The organism is Lamprobacter modestohalophilus (assembly GCF_016583905.1).
Lineage (GTDB): Bacteria > Pseudomonadota > Gammaproteobacteria > Chromatiales > Chromatiaceae > Lamprobacter > Lamprobacter modestohalophilus.
Genome location: NZ_NRRY01000017.1, coordinates 56,675 through 73,904 on the forward strand (window position 1 = coordinate 56,675; position 17,230 = coordinate 73,904).

The 17,230-nt window shown below is 63.0% G+C and carries 13 protein-coding genes; 6 read left to right on the forward strand and 7 right to left on the reverse strand.

Translation table 11 applies throughout. The features are described from left to right. The first annotated feature begins 113 nt into the window (after positions 1-113). Entirely contained in the window at positions 114-1,787 is a 1,674-nt protein-coding gene (locus CKO42_RS11700; RefSeq protein ID WP_207148718.1) for a cation:proton antiporter, read from the forward strand. Positions 1,788-1,857: 70 nt separating this feature from the next. Here the strand turns inward: CKO42_RS11700 and CKO42_RS11705 are convergent, their stop codons facing one another. Next, on the reverse strand, positions 1,858-2,835 hold the full coding sequence (locus tag CKO42_RS11705; protein WP_200244047.1) for a universal stress protein: 978 nt from the start codon (positions 2,833-2,835) through the stop codon (positions 1,858-1,860). 199 nt (positions 2,836-3,034) lie between these two features. Between CKO42_RS11705 and CKO42_RS11710 the strand changes: the two genes are divergently transcribed. Continuing rightward, positions 3,035-3,724, forward strand: coding sequence for a methyltransferase domain-containing protein (locus tag CKO42_RS11710; protein ID WP_200244050.1), 690 nt, complete (start codon positions 3,035-3,037; stop codon positions 3,722-3,724). 45 nt (positions 3,725-3,769) lie between these two features. On the opposite strand, the gene CKO42_RS11715 is transcribed toward CKO42_RS11710, so the two are convergent. The 3 genes from CKO42_RS11715 to CKO42_RS11725 all read right to left on the reverse strand — a co-directional run bounded on the left by CKO42_RS11715 (position 3,770) and on the right by CKO42_RS11725 (position 10,329). Beyond that, positions 3,770-5,518, reverse strand: a complete 1,749-nt coding sequence (locus tag CKO42_RS11715; RefSeq protein ID WP_338034905.1) for a GGDEF domain-containing protein — start codon at positions 5,516-5,518, stop codon at positions 3,770-3,772. A 109-nt stretch (positions 5,519-5,627) separates the two neighbouring features. Continuing rightward, complete coding sequence (locus tag CKO42_RS11720) at positions 5,628-6,515, reverse strand: SWIM zinc finger family protein (RefSeq protein ID WP_200244051.1); 888 nt, start codon at positions 6,513-6,515, stop codon at positions 5,628-5,630. A gap of 178 nt (positions 6,516-6,693) precedes the next feature. Further along, on the reverse strand, positions 6,694-10,329 hold the full coding sequence (locus tag CKO42_RS11725) for a DEAD/DEAH box helicase (protein ID WP_242479320.1): 3,636 nt from the start codon (positions 10,327-10,329) through the stop codon (positions 6,694-6,696). Between the two features lie 351 nt (positions 10,330-10,680). On the opposite strand from CKO42_RS11725, the gene CKO42_RS11730 reads away from it, so the two are divergent. From CKO42_RS11730 to CKO42_RS11740, 3 genes are all read left to right on the forward strand, one after another. After that, complete coding sequence (locus CKO42_RS11730) at positions 10,681-11,316, forward strand: class I SAM-dependent methyltransferase (protein WP_200244052.1); 636 nt, start codon at positions 10,681-10,683, stop codon at positions 11,314-11,316. Between the two features lie 293 nt (positions 11,317-11,609). Beyond that, positions 11,610-13,091 (forward strand): SulP family inorganic anion transporter, encoded by a 1,482-nt coding sequence (locus CKO42_RS11735; RefSeq protein ID WP_200244053.1) that lies wholly within the window; start codon positions 11,610-11,612, stop codon positions 13,089-13,091. A gap of 157 nt (positions 13,092-13,248) precedes the next feature. Then, positions 13,249-14,130 (forward strand): universal stress protein, encoded by an 882-nt coding sequence (locus tag CKO42_RS11740; RefSeq protein ID WP_476737469.1) that lies wholly within the window; start codon positions 13,249-13,251, stop codon positions 14,128-14,130. Between the two features lie 25 nt (positions 14,131-14,155). On the opposite strand, the gene CKO42_RS11745 is transcribed toward CKO42_RS11740, so the two are convergent. Continuing rightward, the gene (locus CKO42_RS11745; RefSeq protein WP_476737470.1) at positions 14,156-14,485 is read right to left on the reverse strand and encodes a DMT family transporter; all 330 of its coding nucleotides are present in this window, start codon (positions 14,483-14,485) and stop codon (positions 14,156-14,158) included. 233 nt (positions 14,486-14,718) lie between these two features. Between CKO42_RS11745 and CKO42_RS11750 the strand changes: the two genes are divergently transcribed. Next, entirely contained in the window at positions 14,719-15,444 is a 726-nt protein-coding gene (locus CKO42_RS11750) for a GNAT family N-acetyltransferase (RefSeq protein ID WP_200244057.1), read from the forward strand. On the opposite strand, the gene CKO42_RS11755 is transcribed toward CKO42_RS11750, so the two are convergent. Next, the gene (locus tag CKO42_RS11755) at positions 15,398-16,252 is read right to left on the reverse strand and encodes an ABC transporter permease subunit (protein ID WP_200244060.1); all 855 of its coding nucleotides are present in this window, start codon (positions 16,250-16,252) and stop codon (positions 15,398-15,400) included. The two genes, CKO42_RS11750 and CKO42_RS11755, sit on opposite strands and share 47 nt — an antisense overlap. Continuing rightward, positions 16,249-17,178, reverse strand: coding sequence for an ABC transporter permease subunit (locus CKO42_RS11760; RefSeq protein ID WP_200244062.1), 930 nt, complete (start codon positions 17,176-17,178; stop codon positions 16,249-16,251). Before CKO42_RS11760 ends, CKO42_RS11755 begins: the two co-directional genes overlap by 4 nt. Positions 17,179-17,230: the final 52 nt, after the last annotated feature.

Here is a 17,230-nt window from a genome sequence, read left to right on the forward strand (position 1 = left end):
AAAACCCGCTAGTGTAACCGAGGCTTGGCTGTGGCGGTGTCAGAACCTAAACGATCAGGCCCGGATCGCTGCTCGTGCTAGTGTATGAATTGGTTCTGATGATGGGTGAATTCATGCCGATTAGCCTACCAATCCTCGATCCATTCACCGAGCTGGCGCTGCTGCTGGTCCTCGCGGCGGCGGCGGGCGCGCTCGCGGTGCGACTGCGCCAGCCAGTGCTGATCGCCTACATCATCGTCGGTATCGCGGTCGGTCCGGCCGGGTTCGAGCTGGTGAAATCGCACGATCAGGTCAGCGTACTGGCGCAGATCGGCGTCTCGGTGCTGCTGTTCGTGGTCGGGCTCAAGCTCGATCTCACGCGCGTGCGCGACATCGGCAAGGTTGCGCTGGCCACCGGCCTAGGCCAGCTCGCCTTCACCATCGTCTTCGGCTTCCTGCTCATCCTGGCGCTTGGCAAAGGCGTGGTCGAAGCGCTCTATATCGCCGTCGCCCTGACCTTCTCGAGCACCATCATCATCGTCAAGCTGCTCTCGGACAAGGGCGAGCTCGATGCCTTGCACGGGCGCATCGCCATCGGCTTCCTGATCGTGCAGGACATCGCCGTGGTGGTGGCGATGATGGCGATGAGCGCGCTCGGCACTGGCGGCGACGCGCCAGCCTGGGAGATCGCCGTCTCGCTACTGGGTCGCATCCTCGGCGCGGCCCTGCTGATGTTCCTGCTCATGCGTTATCTGATCCCGCCCCTGCTGCGCAGCATGGCGCGCTCGCAGGAACTGCTGTTGATCTTTGCCATCGCCTGGGGCACCGGGCTGGCCGCACTCGGCGAATGGGTTGGTTTTTCTAAAGAGGCCGGGGCCTTCCTGGCCGGATTCTCGCTCGCCTCCACCGTCTACCGCGAGGCGATCAGCGCGCGCCTGAGTGGCATCCGTGATTTCCTGCTGCTGTTTTTCTTCGTCGACCTGGGCGCCGAGCTCGATTTCTCAACCCTCGGCGCCGAGGTCTTGCCGGCGATCCTGCTCTCGCTCTTCGTGCTCATCGGCAATCCGCTGATCGTCATGGCCATCATGGGCGTGATGGGCTACCGCAAGCGCACCGGCTTCCTGGCCGGACTGACCGTCGCCCAGATCAGCGAGTTCTCGATCGTCTTCATCGCCATGGGCATTGGGCTTGGCCACATCGGCGTCGAGGCGCTTGGCGTGACGACCCTGGTCGGTATCGTCACCATCACCCTGTCAACCTATATGATCCTGTATTCCCAGCCGTTGTATCGGTTGCTGGCGCCGCTGCTCGGCGTCTTCGAGCGCCGCACGCCCTTCCGCGAGATCGCGGCGGAAGCGCAGGTGTCCGCGGATCTGCGCCCTCAGGTATTAGTGCTTGGTCTCGGCCGCTATGGGCTACGCTTGGCGAGGCGCTTGCGTGCCGCAGATCTGCGCGTGCTGGGGGTTGATTGTGACCCTGATCTGGTGCGTAGCCTTGCTCAAGACCCACTCCCGGTCTGCTTTGGCGATGGCCACGACCCGGCGTTTCTCGACACCTTGCCGTTGGATGGCTTGCAATGGGTGATCAGCACCCTGCCGGATATCGACTCGAATCGGATGCTGTTACAGGCCTTGGCGGAGCGCCGCTTCAACGGCGAGATCGCCGTAGTTGCGCGCGATGAGGCCCGTGGCGCCCAGCTCTGGCGTGCCGGGGCGCCGATCATCCTCTACCCGTTCCGCGATGCAGTGGATTTCGCCGCTGACAACATCATCGACATCCAGCGCAAACGCACCGCTGAAGGGCGCTAGGCGATGACCGGAACAGCGCGTAGCGAGCGAAAAGACCCGCAAGGCGGGCTGCGCTTTGACAGCAATCGCCTTAGGCAACGACTGGGCAGATGAAGCCCGCGGGCTTCACCGCCAACACCGCGCAGTCGATCCGCTGCAGCACTGCCTCAGCGGTATTGCCGATCAACAGCCCGGAAATACCCGTGCGTCCCAGCGTCCCCAGCACCAGGATGTCGGCTTCAATACGCTTCGCGAGCGCCGGCAGCTCCTCGCGCGGAGAGCCTTTGCGCAGATGCCGTATCGGTTTCAGCCAGCGCAAGGCCTCGGCGCCGAGCCGGGACTCGAGATCCGCCAATGCCTGTTCCAGCGCCTGGCTATGACTGCGGCGCTCGGCCTCGATGTAGGCAGTGATCTTGGTCTCGGCCGGTGTCACGATCATGCCGCCGCGCAAGATCGGCTCGCCGAGCGCGGCCCAGACGTGCGCGACGTGCAATTCGGCAAATTCCGAGGTCGCAAGCGTGGCCGCGAGATCCAGGATGGTAGCATTCAGCGCCTGCTGCTGCGCTTGCTCCTTGTTCGACGCAAGCGGCTCCACATCTACCGCCGCCAGCACACGGCGGTAATTCAAGTCATCCTGCGGTCGGCCCAGCCAGAGCGGGCAGGGACATTTGCGCAGCAGATGCAGGTCCTCGCTGCCGAACAACGCGGCCATCGGCGGCTTATCGCCAACGCATTTCATGACCAGGTCGTGGTCGTGCCGCAACACCTCCCGAATCACCTCGACAAACAGTTTTCCGGTCAGCACCTTGGTCTCGATCGCGACCCTCCCTCGCAGTGGCTCGACCAGCGCACTTAGGCGCTGCTGACTCTCAGCAAGGCTCGCCGCTTGCAGGTCATCAGTCGTCAGATCCAGGCCTTCCAATGGTGTTCCAGCCGGTAGCGACTCGATCACCGAGACCACCTTGAGCCGGGCCTGATTGCCTCGCGCTAACGCGACGGCACGCTCCAGACCGCAAGGCTGCTCGGCCTCCTGATCCAAGACATAGAGGATGTTGGTAAAGTGCTTCATCACTGATCCGCGCCTCGGTAAAGGATGCGTGTCTTGGCTAACAGTCGCTTCGGCAAGTCTCTCGGTCCAGCCTCAAGATACCTGGGATCCGAGCAAGGCGGGCGCCATCTGCTGTGCATCCTGTTGACAACATCCTGTTGACAACATTCTAGCCTCGAAGGTCATAGTGAACCTTCACTGAACCTTATCGTCGACTTTGATGCACTGGAATCACGAAGCCACCACAGCACTGCATGAAGAGCGCCTCGAGGCAGTCATCGACGCCGTGCGAGCAAGCGGCGCCCGTAGCCTGCTCGATCTTGGCTGTGGCGACGGGGATCTGCTGGTGCGACTCGCGCAGGAGCCCGGGCTCGAGCGACTCCTAGGACTCGATCTCGATGCCCGCAGCCTGGAACAGGTGCGACTGCGGCTCGATGCGATCGCCACCGAGCCAGGCAAGACGCCTGGTAGCAACCACCATCCACTCGATCACAGCATCGAACTGCGGCACGGTTCGCTGTGCAAACCCGATGCGGGCCTCCTCGGCTTCGACTGCGTCCTCCTGATCGAGACCATCGAGCACATCGACCCTCGGGATCTGGCCCAAGTGGAGCAAGCAATCTTTGCCCGGATGCGCCCGCAAACGGTGATCATCACCACCCCGAATGCCGAGTACAACCCGCTGCTCGAGGTGCCTCCGAACCGCTTTCGCCATCCCGATCATCGCTTTGAATGGGACCGCCCGCGGTTCCAGCGCTGGGCGCGTGGTGTTGCGCAACGGCACGGCTACGGGCTCCGCTGCCGCGACATCGGCGGCGTGCATCCGGTTTATGGCGGCGCCAGCCAGATGGCGCTGTATCGGCGCGACCGACCTGAGCAGGCGCAACCGCGTCCAGGCGGATGGCTCTGAATCCGAGCGCCAGGATCGCAACAGTGAATCCAGTGCAGCGGCGGGTCAGTCTGAGCACTCGACTCGATCCCGCCCATTCGCCTTGGCTCGATAGAGTGCACGGTCAGCGCGTTGCAGCAGCTCGTCCGCATCGCGCTCGACGTCCAGCCAACTCGCAATGCCCACCGAGAGCGTCACTGGCTCGAGACGCTGACCGTCGTAGTCGATCTGATCCGTCTTCACCAACTGCCGTAATGTCTCGGCGCAACGACGGGCATCGTCCATCCCAGCGCCGGGCATGACGACGACAAACTCTTCACCGCCATAGCGACAAGCCAGATCGGTGTGACGAAACACCCTATGCAGATGACTGGCCACACGCTGCAAGACGGCATCGCCCGCGGCATGACCGTGACGATCGTTGAAACGCTTGAAGTGGTCGATATCGCAGATCAATACCGATAACGACGACTGCTGACGCTTGGCCAACGCCAGCTCTCGGGGCAGGGTTTCATCGAGGAAACGGCGATTCTTCAGCCCAGTCAGTGAATCTTGTAAGGCCAGCTGCTCCAATTCCAGGGTACGCGCCTGCACCTGCTGCTCGAGGGAGGCATTCAGCAGCCGCAGCGCATGCTGCATCCGCGCGTAATGGGTCAGCGAGACGACCACCACGGCCAAGGCGAAGCCAAGCGAGCCCCAGCCGAGCGGAACCTGCCCCCAAGGCAGCACATTGTGCGCAACCGCCATGTCCAACAGGAGCAGCAGACTCAAGAGCGCATAGGCGGCGAGGATGAGGTGCTGATCGCGCGTGCCACGACGAAAAAAGCGCAGGGCCGGCAGCAACATCACCAAGAGGCTGACCAGGAACAGCAGATCGAACACCGGATAGGTCTCAGCCAAGGAGACGACGCCAACCCATGAGAGCGAAAGGGCTGCGAACAGATAGGCCAGGTTGAGCATCCAGATCAGCCCAAGCAGCCGCTGAAAGGCCGGCCGCAGCCACTGCTGCAGTAGCATCGCCATGGCGACGGGGAGCAGGAAGTAGCCGGCGGCGCCGAGATAATCCCAGAACAGCGGCGCATCGAACAGCAACAGATTGGCCTGAGCGCCGCTGAGCACCGTACTCCCTGAGGCGAGCGCAAACAGCGCCAACGACGCGAACACGCCGCGCTCCGGTTGCACGAGCGCAAAGAGCAGCGACAGCAAGCCAATGAGCAGCGTCAAACCGCTTGCAATCAAACGTCCGATAGAGCCACTCACCAGCCTGCGCAGCAGGTCGATCCGCTCCAACACCTGGACCTCGCCCCAGAGTCCGATGTCCTTGTAATCGGAAAAGATGCGAAAGTAGATCAGCTCCCCCGCACTGTCCTGCGGCAGCGACACCATGTGCCAGGGCCAGCCCTCAAACCGCCCTCGCCCCGCATCATCGAAACGACCGTACTGATAGAGCTTGCGCCCATCCAGATAGATCTCGACGATCAGATCGACACTGAAGAGATATAGCACCGGGTCACGCCAGTCACCTTCAGGGAGGGTGGTGCGAACCCACAGATTGGTCTGGCCATTGCGGCCTGGCGGATTGGACGGAAATCCGATCGCGGACCAGGCTGCGGACGACTGATCTAGGGTCCAGACCGGCACACCCTCGGCATTGAACGGCGAATCCCCCCAGCGGTACTCCCAGCCTTCGGCCAAATCCATCGCCGCAAGCTCGGACACAGGCCCGAGCCAAAGCCCACCAAGCAAGCCGAGCAGCAGCAGCAGACTGCTAGCCTTCGCGCCCATCACAGGGGTCAACAACAGCTTGGCGTTCACGAGCAATCTTGCGTGGTCAGCGATCGGGAATGGCTAGCGTCTGGGGTCGACTTTGAAGTTGAGCTTCATACTTGTGATCCATCCGCTTGGCTGGCAAATGGACGGCTGCTTAGAGCAAGCGACGATTCTTGCTCTGCATACGTCGATAAAGCTCATCCATCACCGCGATGAAGGACTGATCCCGATCCCAGAAGGGCGGAAAGTCGCCACCCTTCTTCACCAGCACCGCAGAGACGCGATCATGCCCCGGTGCGATTGCAGCCTCAGGCTCGGTGGGCAATGGAACGCGCCCACGCCAAAAGCCCTGCGGATCGAGGGCCTGCTGCGGCCAGGCGCTCGCCGCGCTCGTCACCTCGTCAGCCAGAGGCCGCAGCGGCGGATATAACGACGTCACCGGCTCCAATGGCGCCTGGTCATCCTCCGTCATCAAAGGCGCAAGCGCCTGCCCAAACGGGGTCTTCGCAAGCTCGGTACGCAGCTCGTTGCGCGCCAAGCCACGCAGCTCGAACAGCAGCAGCGGATCATGATCGAGCTGCTCGGCCAGCCGATAATAGACGCCCGCGATGTGCTTACAGGGATTCGCCCAATCCGGACAAGAGCAGTCGGTGCGCTTGAAGTCTTTCTCTGTGCGCGGTAGCAGCCCGAACCCAGATTCAGCAAAGGCCGCATCGATCCCTTCAGGCATCTCATTCATCAACAGATGACTGACCAGATCGGCACGCCCGCCAAGCTGCGCGATCAAAGTCTTACGCGCCTTCGCCGGAATCGGATCGAGCTGAATCGCAACCTGATAACGCGGCTCCTTGGTCACCCCAAAATAGGGATTGATATTCCCACGCACCGTCGCGCTCACAACCCCCTTCGCACTGATCTCAAAGCTCAGAATACGCCGCGGACTCGCATAAGAACGCCCACGCTGCAAACGCCCAGCATCCATCTGCTGCTCCAACGCAGCAATAAAACGCTGCCCCCACCAAGTCTTACCACGGCTACTCATCTCAAGCCTCCTCCAAACTCACCACTTAGGGCCATGACCATCTCTTCGCCCACATCGGCCACCGAATCTGTAGTCAGACCATCTTGGCCTGACAAAATCAGGGATGGAAGCCCTGACTCCGCAGCGATCGCTAGCAGCCGGAACGAACGACGATCAAGGCACCACTCGCCACTCGACATCAATCGCCCACCGCGTTGCGATTCAACCGAATCAACGCCTTGAACCGATCATTATCCAACTGCGTCAGCCAAGACTCATCGTTGCCAATAATGGCCCCGGCCACCGCCTTCTTCTCCTCGATCATGGCATCGATACGCTCCTCGAGGGTGCCGATGGTGACGAACTTGTGCACGAACACGGTCTTCTCCTGGCCGATACGGAAGGCGCGGTCACTGGCCTGGTCCTCGACCGCCGGATTCCACCAACGATCGAAATGGAACACATGATTGGCCTTGGTCAGGGTGATGCCGACACCACCGGCCTTGAGCGAGAGGACGAACAGCGAAGGCTCACTGGCCGGGTCCTGAAACTCGGCGATCATCGCCTCGCGGCGTTGGCGTGAGATGCCACCGTGCAGATAGAAGGTATTCAGATGCCAACGCTGGCGGGCCAGGCGTGCGAGCTGCTCGCCGATCTCAGTGAACTGGGTGAAGACCAAGACGCTGTCGCCCTCGGTCATGGCCTCTTCGAGCATCTCCTGCAAGCGCTGCAGCTTCTGTGAGCGCTCCGGCGTGAACGGACTACCGTCCTGCAGGAACTGCGCCGGATGGTTGCAGATCTGCTTCAGCTTCATCAGCGTCGAGAGCATCAGTCCGCTGCGCTTAGAGCCTTCGACTTGCTCAAGCTGGCGCTCGACATCGATCACCAGGCTCTCATAGAGGGCGCCCTGCTCGCGGCTGAGCTGACAGTATTGCGGCGCCTCGAGCTTGTCCGGCAGGTCGCTGATGATGGCCTTGTCGGTCTTCACTCGCCGCAGGATGAACGGCTGCACCAGGGTCTTCAGGATCGCGGTCTGCCCCGGGTCCTTATCACGCTGCACCGGCAGCTCGAAGGTCTTGCGGAAGCGCGCCTGGGTGCCGAGATAGCCCGGCTGCAGAAACTGGAACAGGGACCAGAGATCGCCGAGCCGATTCTCGACCGGGGTGCCGGTCAGCGCCAGGCGATGTGTGGCCGGCAGCTTGTAGACCGCCTTGGTCTGCGCCGCCTTGGGGTTCTTGATGTTCTGTGCCTCGTCCAGCACCACGCGATGCCAGTCGACGCTGCTCAGCAAGGCCTGATCCTTGCGCGCCAGTGTATAAGAGGTGATGACCAGCGCCACTTGATCAGCTTGGGCGGCGAAGGTGCGCTTGTCCTGCTCGCGCGCCGGACCATGATGCAAATGGGTCTGCAGCTGTGGCGCGAAGCGTTGCACCTCGCGTTGCCAGTTGCCGATCACCGAGGTCGGCGCGATCAATAGGGTCGGGCCAGGTGCGGCCCCATTCGGCTCGTCGGTGCTATCGGTGCTATCGGTGCTATCGGTGCTATCGGCGCTATCGGCGCTATCGGCGCTATCGGCGCTATCGGCGCTATCGGCGCTATCGGCGCTATCGGCGCTATCGGCGCTATCTGCACCACCGCTGACATCGGCGCCATCGGCCCGCTCGCGCACCAGCTGGGCGATGACCTGCATGGTCTTGCCTAGGCCCATGTCGTCGGCCAGGCAGCCGTTCATGCCGAGCTTCTCCAGATAGCCGATCCAGGCCAACCCGCGCCGCTGATAATCGCGCAAGCTGGCGTTGAGTCCGGCTGGGGTCTCGGCCGGCTCGAGGCGGCTGTCATTGCCCAAGCGCTCGAGCAGATCGGCCAGCACCGAGTCGCGATCGATCTCCAGTGCGTCGTCTTCGGCCGTCTGCTGCAGCAGCTCCGGCAGACTCAGCTCGACTGGCTCCTGGCCTTGGCGCTGCCAGAACGCGAGCATCTCGCGCATGCGCTCGGGATCAAGCTCGACCCATTCGCCGCGGAAGCGCACCAATGGGGTCTTGGCGTCGATCAGCGCCAGCCATTCCTCCTCGCTGATCTCTTCATCGCCGATGCTGAGCGCGTAGCGGAATTGCAGCAGCTGCTTGATGGCAAACCCTTTGGTGCCCGGCGTCGAGCCACTGGATAGGCTGGCGGAGGAGCCGCTGCCGCGCAGACGCAGTTTCGCGCGACGGCGTCCGGTCGGCGTCCACCAAGCCGGCACCACCACCTTGTAGCCGGCGTTCTCCAACACCCAGGCGGCCTCTTTGAGGAAATCGAAGGCCTCGTTCAGGCTGAGCGCGACCGCCTGCGGCTCGGCCGTCTTCAGGCCGTCCCAGAGCTTGGGATAGATGCGCGCCGCAAGGCCCAGATCGAGCAGCAGCTGGCGCTCGAAATCGGACTCGCCAAGCTGTGCGCGGAAGGCCTTGCGCTCGGCTTGAGTCCCCTGCCAATAGTCGGCCAACGCCAGCCGTTGCGAGGGGTCATGGCGCGGGATGACGATCAGCTCCAGGGTCCAAGGTGAAGCTTCGCCCTCGTCCGTCTCGGTGACATGAGCGGCAGCGGCGTTCCCGGTGGGTCCGGTCATCCCAGCGGCCCCATTGGTCTTGGCGATCTTGGCGGTCTTGGCGGTCTTGGCGACCTCAATGACCTCAGCGGCCGCATCGGTCTTAGCAGCGCCGGCAGCCTTCGTCGTCCCGCTGTCATCCGGCGGCTCCAGCAAGCGCAAGCCAAGCGTGAAGCGGGCCGCTTGCTCACCGCCATCGATGGCCTGCCGCCAGCGACGCCAAGCGCGATACTGCGCTTGCTGCTCGTCCGTCACCGCCAAGGGTTGCTGGCCTGGAGCCCGGTCGAAAGCAAGCGCCACCAAACTGCCATCGATGCGCTTCTTAAAGGTCGCCGGCAGCGGCGTTGCGCGCACCAGCTCATCAAGCAGCACGGCGGCGCAGTGCTCGAGCAGACTGGCCGGCTCAAATTGAGTCTCGCTGCCGGCCGCACAGGCCGGCGGCATCGCCGGCAGCGCTTGCTCGATCAGCTGCTCGTAGGCACGCCCCGCCCACTGCCAGACCGGATGCAGCTCGCCCGCTGGCGCCTTCTTGCGCCGGGGCGGTGTTGGTGGCTGGCGATAGCGGAGGCCGGGCAGATACTGGTCCTGCAGAAAGAGCTGCTTGAGCTGTTGCGTGAACCAATGCCAAAACAGCAGATCAGCACCCGCGCGCAGATCGCCAAAGGCGTCATCGGTCAAGAAGCGCAGCTCGCGGAATTGGCGCAGCGGTGCCGCGAGCGGGAAGGTCTCAACCTGCCAGGCCTGCAGCCTGCTGCTGTCCTCAACCGTCGGGTCCGACGGATTGGGGGCAGCCTCAGTCTCGCTTTCAGCCCCAGTCACGATCCCGGTCCCGGTCTCAATTCCGCTCTCGGTTCCACCGAGCCGGCGAGCCAATTCGGGTGAGGGAAGCGGAGCCTGTGGCGCGCTCGGCAACCAGACCGGACAAGCCAGCAACCTGCGTTCGACCGAGTCCCCCGCCCTCTTGAGTCCGAGCGTCTCAAGCAGCACCGACCAACCCGCCCGCGGCAAGGCGAAGGGGTGCGCCGCTTGCTCATTGGACACTTGCTCCTTGGACGCTTGCTCCTTGGACGCTTGCTCCTTGGACGCTTGCCCTTTGGCGACCTGCGCCTTAGGCGGCTGCGTCTTGCCTGTGGGCAAGGGTTTGCGGAGCGAGTCGGTCTCTACCCAAAGGCGAAAACAACCGCTGCGAGCAAAGTCATCGGCGGGATCGGGCTGCCGATCGGGCTGCCAAAAGGCGTGAAGAATCTCCATTGAAAACAGCGGGGAGGGCAAAAGAGTTGAGAAGTTGGCAGTTAGCAGTTGGCAGCATAGCAAGATGCATCGATTCGCGCGCGCGAAGCCCGAGCACGGCTGACCGAGGGCATCGACCCCAGCACGGATGCATTTGGCCTACTTCGGCTGGCTCGACGATGGCCTGGCGGACTGGCTCGACGATGGCATGGGGCCGCATGGCGAGCTAAAATTCTAGGAATTCACCTCCAAGTGCATCGCTTGCAGCCGCAACCAGACATCCATGTCGATCGCAACCGCTGATACCCCGCAAGCATTCAACCCATTGCACGGCCTTTGATAGGCCGGGCTTGGCTGGTGAGCTGGTCCGGCATGGATTGCCCGGTCTGTCGCGCCGCGCAGCCCGAACCTTTCCTGCAGGTTAACAGCCACGACTACTGGCGCTGCCCGCGCTGCGCGGCGCGTTTCCTCGATCCGCGCCAGCATCCCTCTCCCGACGTGGAGCTCAGCGAATACCGAAAGCATCACAACAACCCCGCCGACGTCGGCTATCAGCGCTTCCTGAGCCGACTCGCAGAGCCGCTGCTTGAACGCTTGGCGCCAGCATCGCAAGGACTCGACTACGGTTGCGGGCCAGGTCCGGCCTTGGCCGAGATGCTGCGCGAAAAGGGGCATCGGGTCGCGCTCTATGACCCCTTCTTCCAGCCCAACCCGGCGCCGTTGCTAGCGCGCTATGACTTCATCACCTGTACCGAGACCGCCGAGCACTTCCATCACCCGGCCGAGGAATTCGACCGACTCGGCGCGCTGCTGCGCCCCGGCGGCTGGCTGGCGCTGATGACCTGCTTCCAGACCGACGACAGCCGCTTCGCCCACTGGCACTACCGACGCGATCCGACCCATGTTGTCTTCTACCGCGAGGAAACGCTGCGCTACCTCGCCGCCGAACGCGGCTTCAGTTGCCTCATTCCAACCAAGGATGTGGCGCTGTTGCTCCGTCCAGGATAAGTTTCAGCAGGCTCCCATTGCCTGTATACTTCGCGTCAACTTCGACGACGACACCGCTCCCCAGCTCTGGAGAGACCCTGCCAATGTAGGCAACAAGCGACCCGCCGAGTCCACCGGACTCGCGCTGCAATCCCACGCGATACCGCGCGCTTGCTCCCTGCGTTCACCTGTCGGCCGACTTGATCTTGCTTGCCTCCTCCCTCGCACTGGGAGCCGCGCCACCCTGTTGATCGCCCATCGCTGGCCCTGAGGTCCGCGTCAGCCCCGGAAACATAGACCGGAAACGATCCCGTATGAAAACACTCCGCAAGGACTGGCTGTCCAATATTCCTAATGACCTGCTCGCCGGCCTGGTGGTGGCGCTGGCACTGATCCCCGAAGCCATCGCCTTCTCGATCATCGCTGGCGTCGATCCCAAGGTCGGGCTCTACGCCTCGTTCAGCATCGCGGTGGTCACCGCCTTCGTTGGCGGTCGCCCGGGCATGATCTCGGCGGCGACCGCAGCCATGGCAGTCCTGATGGTGGATCTGGTCGCCGATCACGGCCTGCAGTACCTGCTCGCCGCCACCGTGCTGACCGGCGTGCTGCAGGTGTTGGCTGGCTGGCTGCGGCTTGGCAACCTGATGCGCTTCGTCTCGCGCTCGGTGATCACCGGCTTCGTCAACGCCCTGGCCATCCTGATCTTCATGGCACAGTTGCCGGAGATCACCGGCGCCCAGCTCACCTGGGAGGTCTATGGCGTCCTCGCCGCCGCGCTCGGCATCATCTATCTGTTTCCGTACATCACCAAGGCCATTCCGTCCCCATTGGTCGCCATCGTCGCGCTGACCGCTGCGGCGATCTACATGGGACTCGACATCCGTACCGTTGGCGACATGGGCCAGATGCCGGACACCCTGCCGGTGTTCCTGATCCCAGACATCCCGCTCAACCTCGAAACCCTGCAGATCATCTTCCCGGTCTCGGCGACACTGGCGGTCGTCGGGCTGCTCGAGTCGCTGATGACAGCGACCATCGTCGATGACCTGACCGACTCCAAGAGCAACAAGAACCGCGAATGCGTCGGTCAGGGCACCGCCAATGTGGTCACTGGCTTCTTCGGCGGCATGGCCGGCTGCGCGATGATCGGTCAGACCGTGATCAACATCAAATCCGGCGGCCGCGGGCGGCTGTCGACCCTGACTGCCGGCATCGTGCTGCTGATCCTGGTGGTGTTCGCCAACGACTGGGTCGCTCAGATCCCGATGGCCGCACTGGTGGCGGTGATGATCATGGTCTCGATCGGCACCTTCAACTGGGCCTCGTTCAAGAACCTACGCGAGCATCCGCTGGACGCCAACATCGTCATGATCGCTACTGTGGCGGTCACCGTGCTCACCCATGATCTCGCCCAAGGTGTGCTGGTCGGCGTGCTGTTGTCCGGCTTCTTCTTCGCCCAGAAGGTCAGCCGCATCCTCTATGTCGGCTCAACCCCGACCCGCGAGGGCCGCGAGCGCGTCTATCATGTGGTTGGCCAGGTCTTCTTCTCCTCGGCCGATCGCTTCATCGCCGCCTTCGACTACAAGGAGGTGATCGAGAAGGTCTGCATCGATGTCAGCCGCGCGCACTTCTGGGATATCACCGCAGTGACCGCGTTGGATAAGGTGGTGCTCAAGTTTCGCCGCGAGGGCACCGAGGTCGAGGTGGTTGGCCTCAACCAGGCCAGCCGCACCCTGGTCGATCGCTTTGCCGTCCATGACAAACCCGAGGCCGTCGAGAGCCTGATGGGGCATTGATCAGCGCCCAAAAGCGCCCAGTCACAATGGCCCGATTTGAGCGCTAGCGCCTGACACTCATCAGAAAGACTCATCAGAAAGAGAGATCAAGGGCGGCGACTCAGTCAGCCACTCGCTCGTCAGCGCCAGCGCACACCACCGAACAGAGTAGACGCCGATGCAACCCGAAGACCCCATGCAGACCCCGGCCAAGGTACTTGCCTGTGTCGATCAATCGCACTTCGCCGACTTCGTCACCGATGCCGCGGCCTGGGCGGCCCGCCAGATGGACGCGCCGCTGGAATTGCTGCACATCCTCGATCGCGAGAAAGAGGTCGCGCTCGGCAAGGACCACAGCGGCGCCATCGGCGTCAACGCACAGCAAAACCTGCTGACCGAATTGGCCGACCGTGATGAATCGCGCAGTAAGGCCAACCGCGAGCGTGGCCGCGAGTTCCTCAACGCCTTGCGCGAGCGCGCACTCAAGCTCGGGGTTGCCACGCCTGATGTACGCCAGCGTTATGGCGATCTCGAGGAGACCCTGGTCGGTGCCGAAGAGCAGGTGCGGCTGTTCGTGCTCGGGCGCCGTGGCGAGTCGGCCGAGACTACACAGCGCGACCTTGGCCGCAACGTCGAGCGCATGGTGCGTTCGCTGAGCAAGCCGATCTTGGCCGTCACCGACCAGTTCAGCGAGCCGAAACGGGTGCTGATCGCCTTCGATGGCGGCAGCATGACCCGCCGCGGGGTCGAGATGGTGGCGCGCAGCCCGCTCTTCCGTGGTCTACCCGTGCATGTGCTGATGAGCGGCAAGCCGCGCCGCGACAGCGAGAAACAGCTCGACTGGGCGCGCACCAAGCTCGAAGAGGCCAGCTTCGAGGTGACCCTGGCGATGATCCCAGGCGACACCGAGCGGGTCATCGCCCACTACGTGCAAGATCAGGCGATCGACATGCTGCTGATGGGTGCCTACGGCCACTCACCGCTGCGCAGCCTGTTCTTCGGCAGCAAGACCACTGATCTGCTGCGCTCGGCTAAGGTGCCGACGCTGTTGCTGCGCTGAGCTGGTCAGCTCAAGTCAGGTCAAGTCAGTGTCCAGTCGTCTTCGAGAAGGCGCTGATCATCACCACCCCCGCGACGATCAGCGTCATGCCGATGATGCCAGGCAGATCCGGGATCTGCCGATACATCAGGGCGGCAGACAGCGCGACCAGAACGATTCCCAAGCCAGCCCAGATTGCATAGGCGAGTCCCACCGGGATGGTCTTCAGCACCAGCGCCAATAGATAGAAGGCGATCGCGTAGCCGACCAAGACCACGAGGCTCGGGCCCAGCTTGGTGAACCCATCCGAGGCCTTCAGCGCAGTGGTCGCCATCACCTCGGCGACGATCGCGATTGCAAGATAGAAATAACCCACCGTGCTCAAACCCCCAGCGGGCCTTTCCGCTGTCAGACAAACCAGCCGATGCATGAAAGATCAGGCTCGGGAACGGGCGCGAGCATACCTGATTCTTCAACTCAGGCTGCACGGGATCTGCCCACTCTGCCAGCCGAATGGTATCTTGGCCTTCACCCATCGACCTGCGAGGCCAGCCCGGGGATGCAAAAAGTCCATCACCTGAGCTTGCCACCGAACCGCTGCAATACCCGATGACCAACAACCTTCAGATCCTTACCGCCACCGGCGCCGAGATCGAGCGCCATATCCCCGCGCTTGCTGAGCTCCGTATCAGCGTCTTCCGCGAATTCCCCTACCTCTACGACGGCGATGCCGCCTACGAGGCGCGCTACCTAGAGACCTACCGCCAAGCGCGCGGCAGCGTCGTCATCATCGTGCTCGACGACCAGCGCGTGGTGGGCGCCTCCACCGCGCTGCCAATGGCCGAGGAGACAGACGAGGTGAAGGCGCCTTTCCTCGCTCATGGCTATGATCCCGAGCGCATCTTCTATCTCGGCGAATCGGTGCTGCTACCGGCCTATCGCGGTCGCGGCCTCGGCGTTCGCTTCTTCGAGGAGCGCGAGCGTCATGCGCAGAGGCTCTGTGAACGGGGTGCAGAGCACGACGACGGGAAAGTCGCTGATCAGGACGATGGGCAGGTCGCTGATCAGGACGATGGGCCAGGCGCCAAGCCGAGCGATGCATTCGACTGGTATGCCTTCTGCGCCGTGCAGCGCGACTCCGATGATCCGCGCCGACCACCTGACTATGTGCCACTGAATCGGTTCTGGCACAAACGCGGCTACCAATGCCACCCGGAACTCAGCACCAGCTTCAGCTGGAAGGAGTTCGGCGAGCCAGCCGAGACGCCAAAGCCGATGCTGTTCTGGCTCAAGTCCGCTCGCCCTTCGGACGGCGCATCGTCAGCCCGGCAATGACCACAGCTAGGGTCACCAGCGCAACGATGATGGTGGCCAGCGCATTGATCTGCGGCGAGACGCCCATGCGCACGCTGGCATAGATCAGCATCGGCAGCGTGGTGGCACCCGGTCCGGAGACGAAGCTGGCGATGACCAGATCATCCAACGAGAGCGTGAACGCCAGCAGCCAGCCGGCCAGCAGTGCTGGCGCGATCAGCGGCAGCGTGATGCTCAGATAGACCCGCAAGGGCCGCGCGCCCAGGTCCATCGCCGCCTCCTCCAGCGAGCGTTCCATGCGCGCCAGCCGTGCGCGCACGATCACCGCCACATAGGCCATGCTGAAGGTGATATGGGCGATGGTAATGGTGGTGAAGCCACGCCCCGGTGGCCAGCCCAGCACCTGCTGCATGGCGACGAACAGCAACAGCAGCGAGAGGCCGATGATCACATCCGGCATCACCAGCGGCGCGGTCAGCAGCAGCTCGAAACCGGTGCGGCCTCGAAAACGCCCGTGGCGCACCAGCGCATTCGCCGCCAAGGTGCCCAAGACCACAGCGATACTCGCGTTCACCGCCGCAATGCGTACGCTGAGCCAGGCGGCATCGAGCAATTGCTGATTGCGCAACAGCTCGCCGTACCACTTGGTCGAGAACCCAGCCCAGACCGTGACCAATCGCGACTCATTGAACGAGTACAGGATCAGCAGCAGCACCGGCACGTACAGAAACGCATACCCAAACGCGAGCACCGTGAACAGCGGCCAGCGCCGTCCGATGGCGGAGCCCCCGCCAGGGCGGCTGCCCAGACCGCTCGCGGTTTCCCTCATGGCCGCTCATCCTCCAGCCGACGCCCCCAGCGTTCCTCGAGTCGCTGCAGCATGACGAAGGGCACCACCAGTAATCCCAACAGGACGATCGCCAAGGCCGAGGCCAGCGGCCAATCCTTGTTGTTGAAGAACTCGGTCCAGAGCATCTTGCCAACCATCAGGCTCTGCGGCCCGCCGAGCAGATCAGGGATCACGAATTCACCGACTGCCGGGATGAAGACCAGCATGCTACCGGCGACGATCCCCGGCATTGAGAGCGGCAGCGTCACCGCCAAGAAGGCCCGCCAAGGCCGGCAGCCCAGGTCCGCCGCGGCCTCGAGCAGGCTGAAATCCAGCCGGGTCAGATTGGCGTACAGCGGCAAGATCATGAACGGCAGGTAGGAATAGACGATGCCGATGTAGATCGCCAGCGGTGTGTGCAGGATCTGCAGCGGCTGCTCGATCAGGCCCAGCGAGAGCAGAAAATTGTTCAGCAGACCATTGCTGCGCAAGATGCCCATCCAGGCATAGACGCGGATCAGGAACGAGGTCCAGAACGGCAGCACGATCAACATCAGCAGCAGCACACGCCAGCGCTCTGGCGCGGTCGCGATCGCATAGGCCATCGGATAGCCAAGCAGCAGGCAGAGCAGCGTGCAGACCAGCGCGATCCAGAGTGAACTCAGCAGCGCTGCCAGATACAGATCATCCTCGGCCAGCAGCAGATAGCTCTGCAGGTTGAGGCGGATCTCCAGCACGCCCTCCTCCACCCATTTCCAGAGGGCGGTATAGGGCGGTTGCGCCAGCGCCGGCTCGGCCAGGCTGATGCTGAACACGATCACAAACGGCAACAGGAAAAACAGCCCGAGCCAGAGATAAGGCAGGCCGATGTTGAGCGACGGGCTGAGTCGCCAGGTTCGGCCAGTTAGGGATCGCAGCAAGGTCATTCGGAGCTTGGGAGCATCATGATTGAAGCGTCAATGCCGCAATCTTAACCGT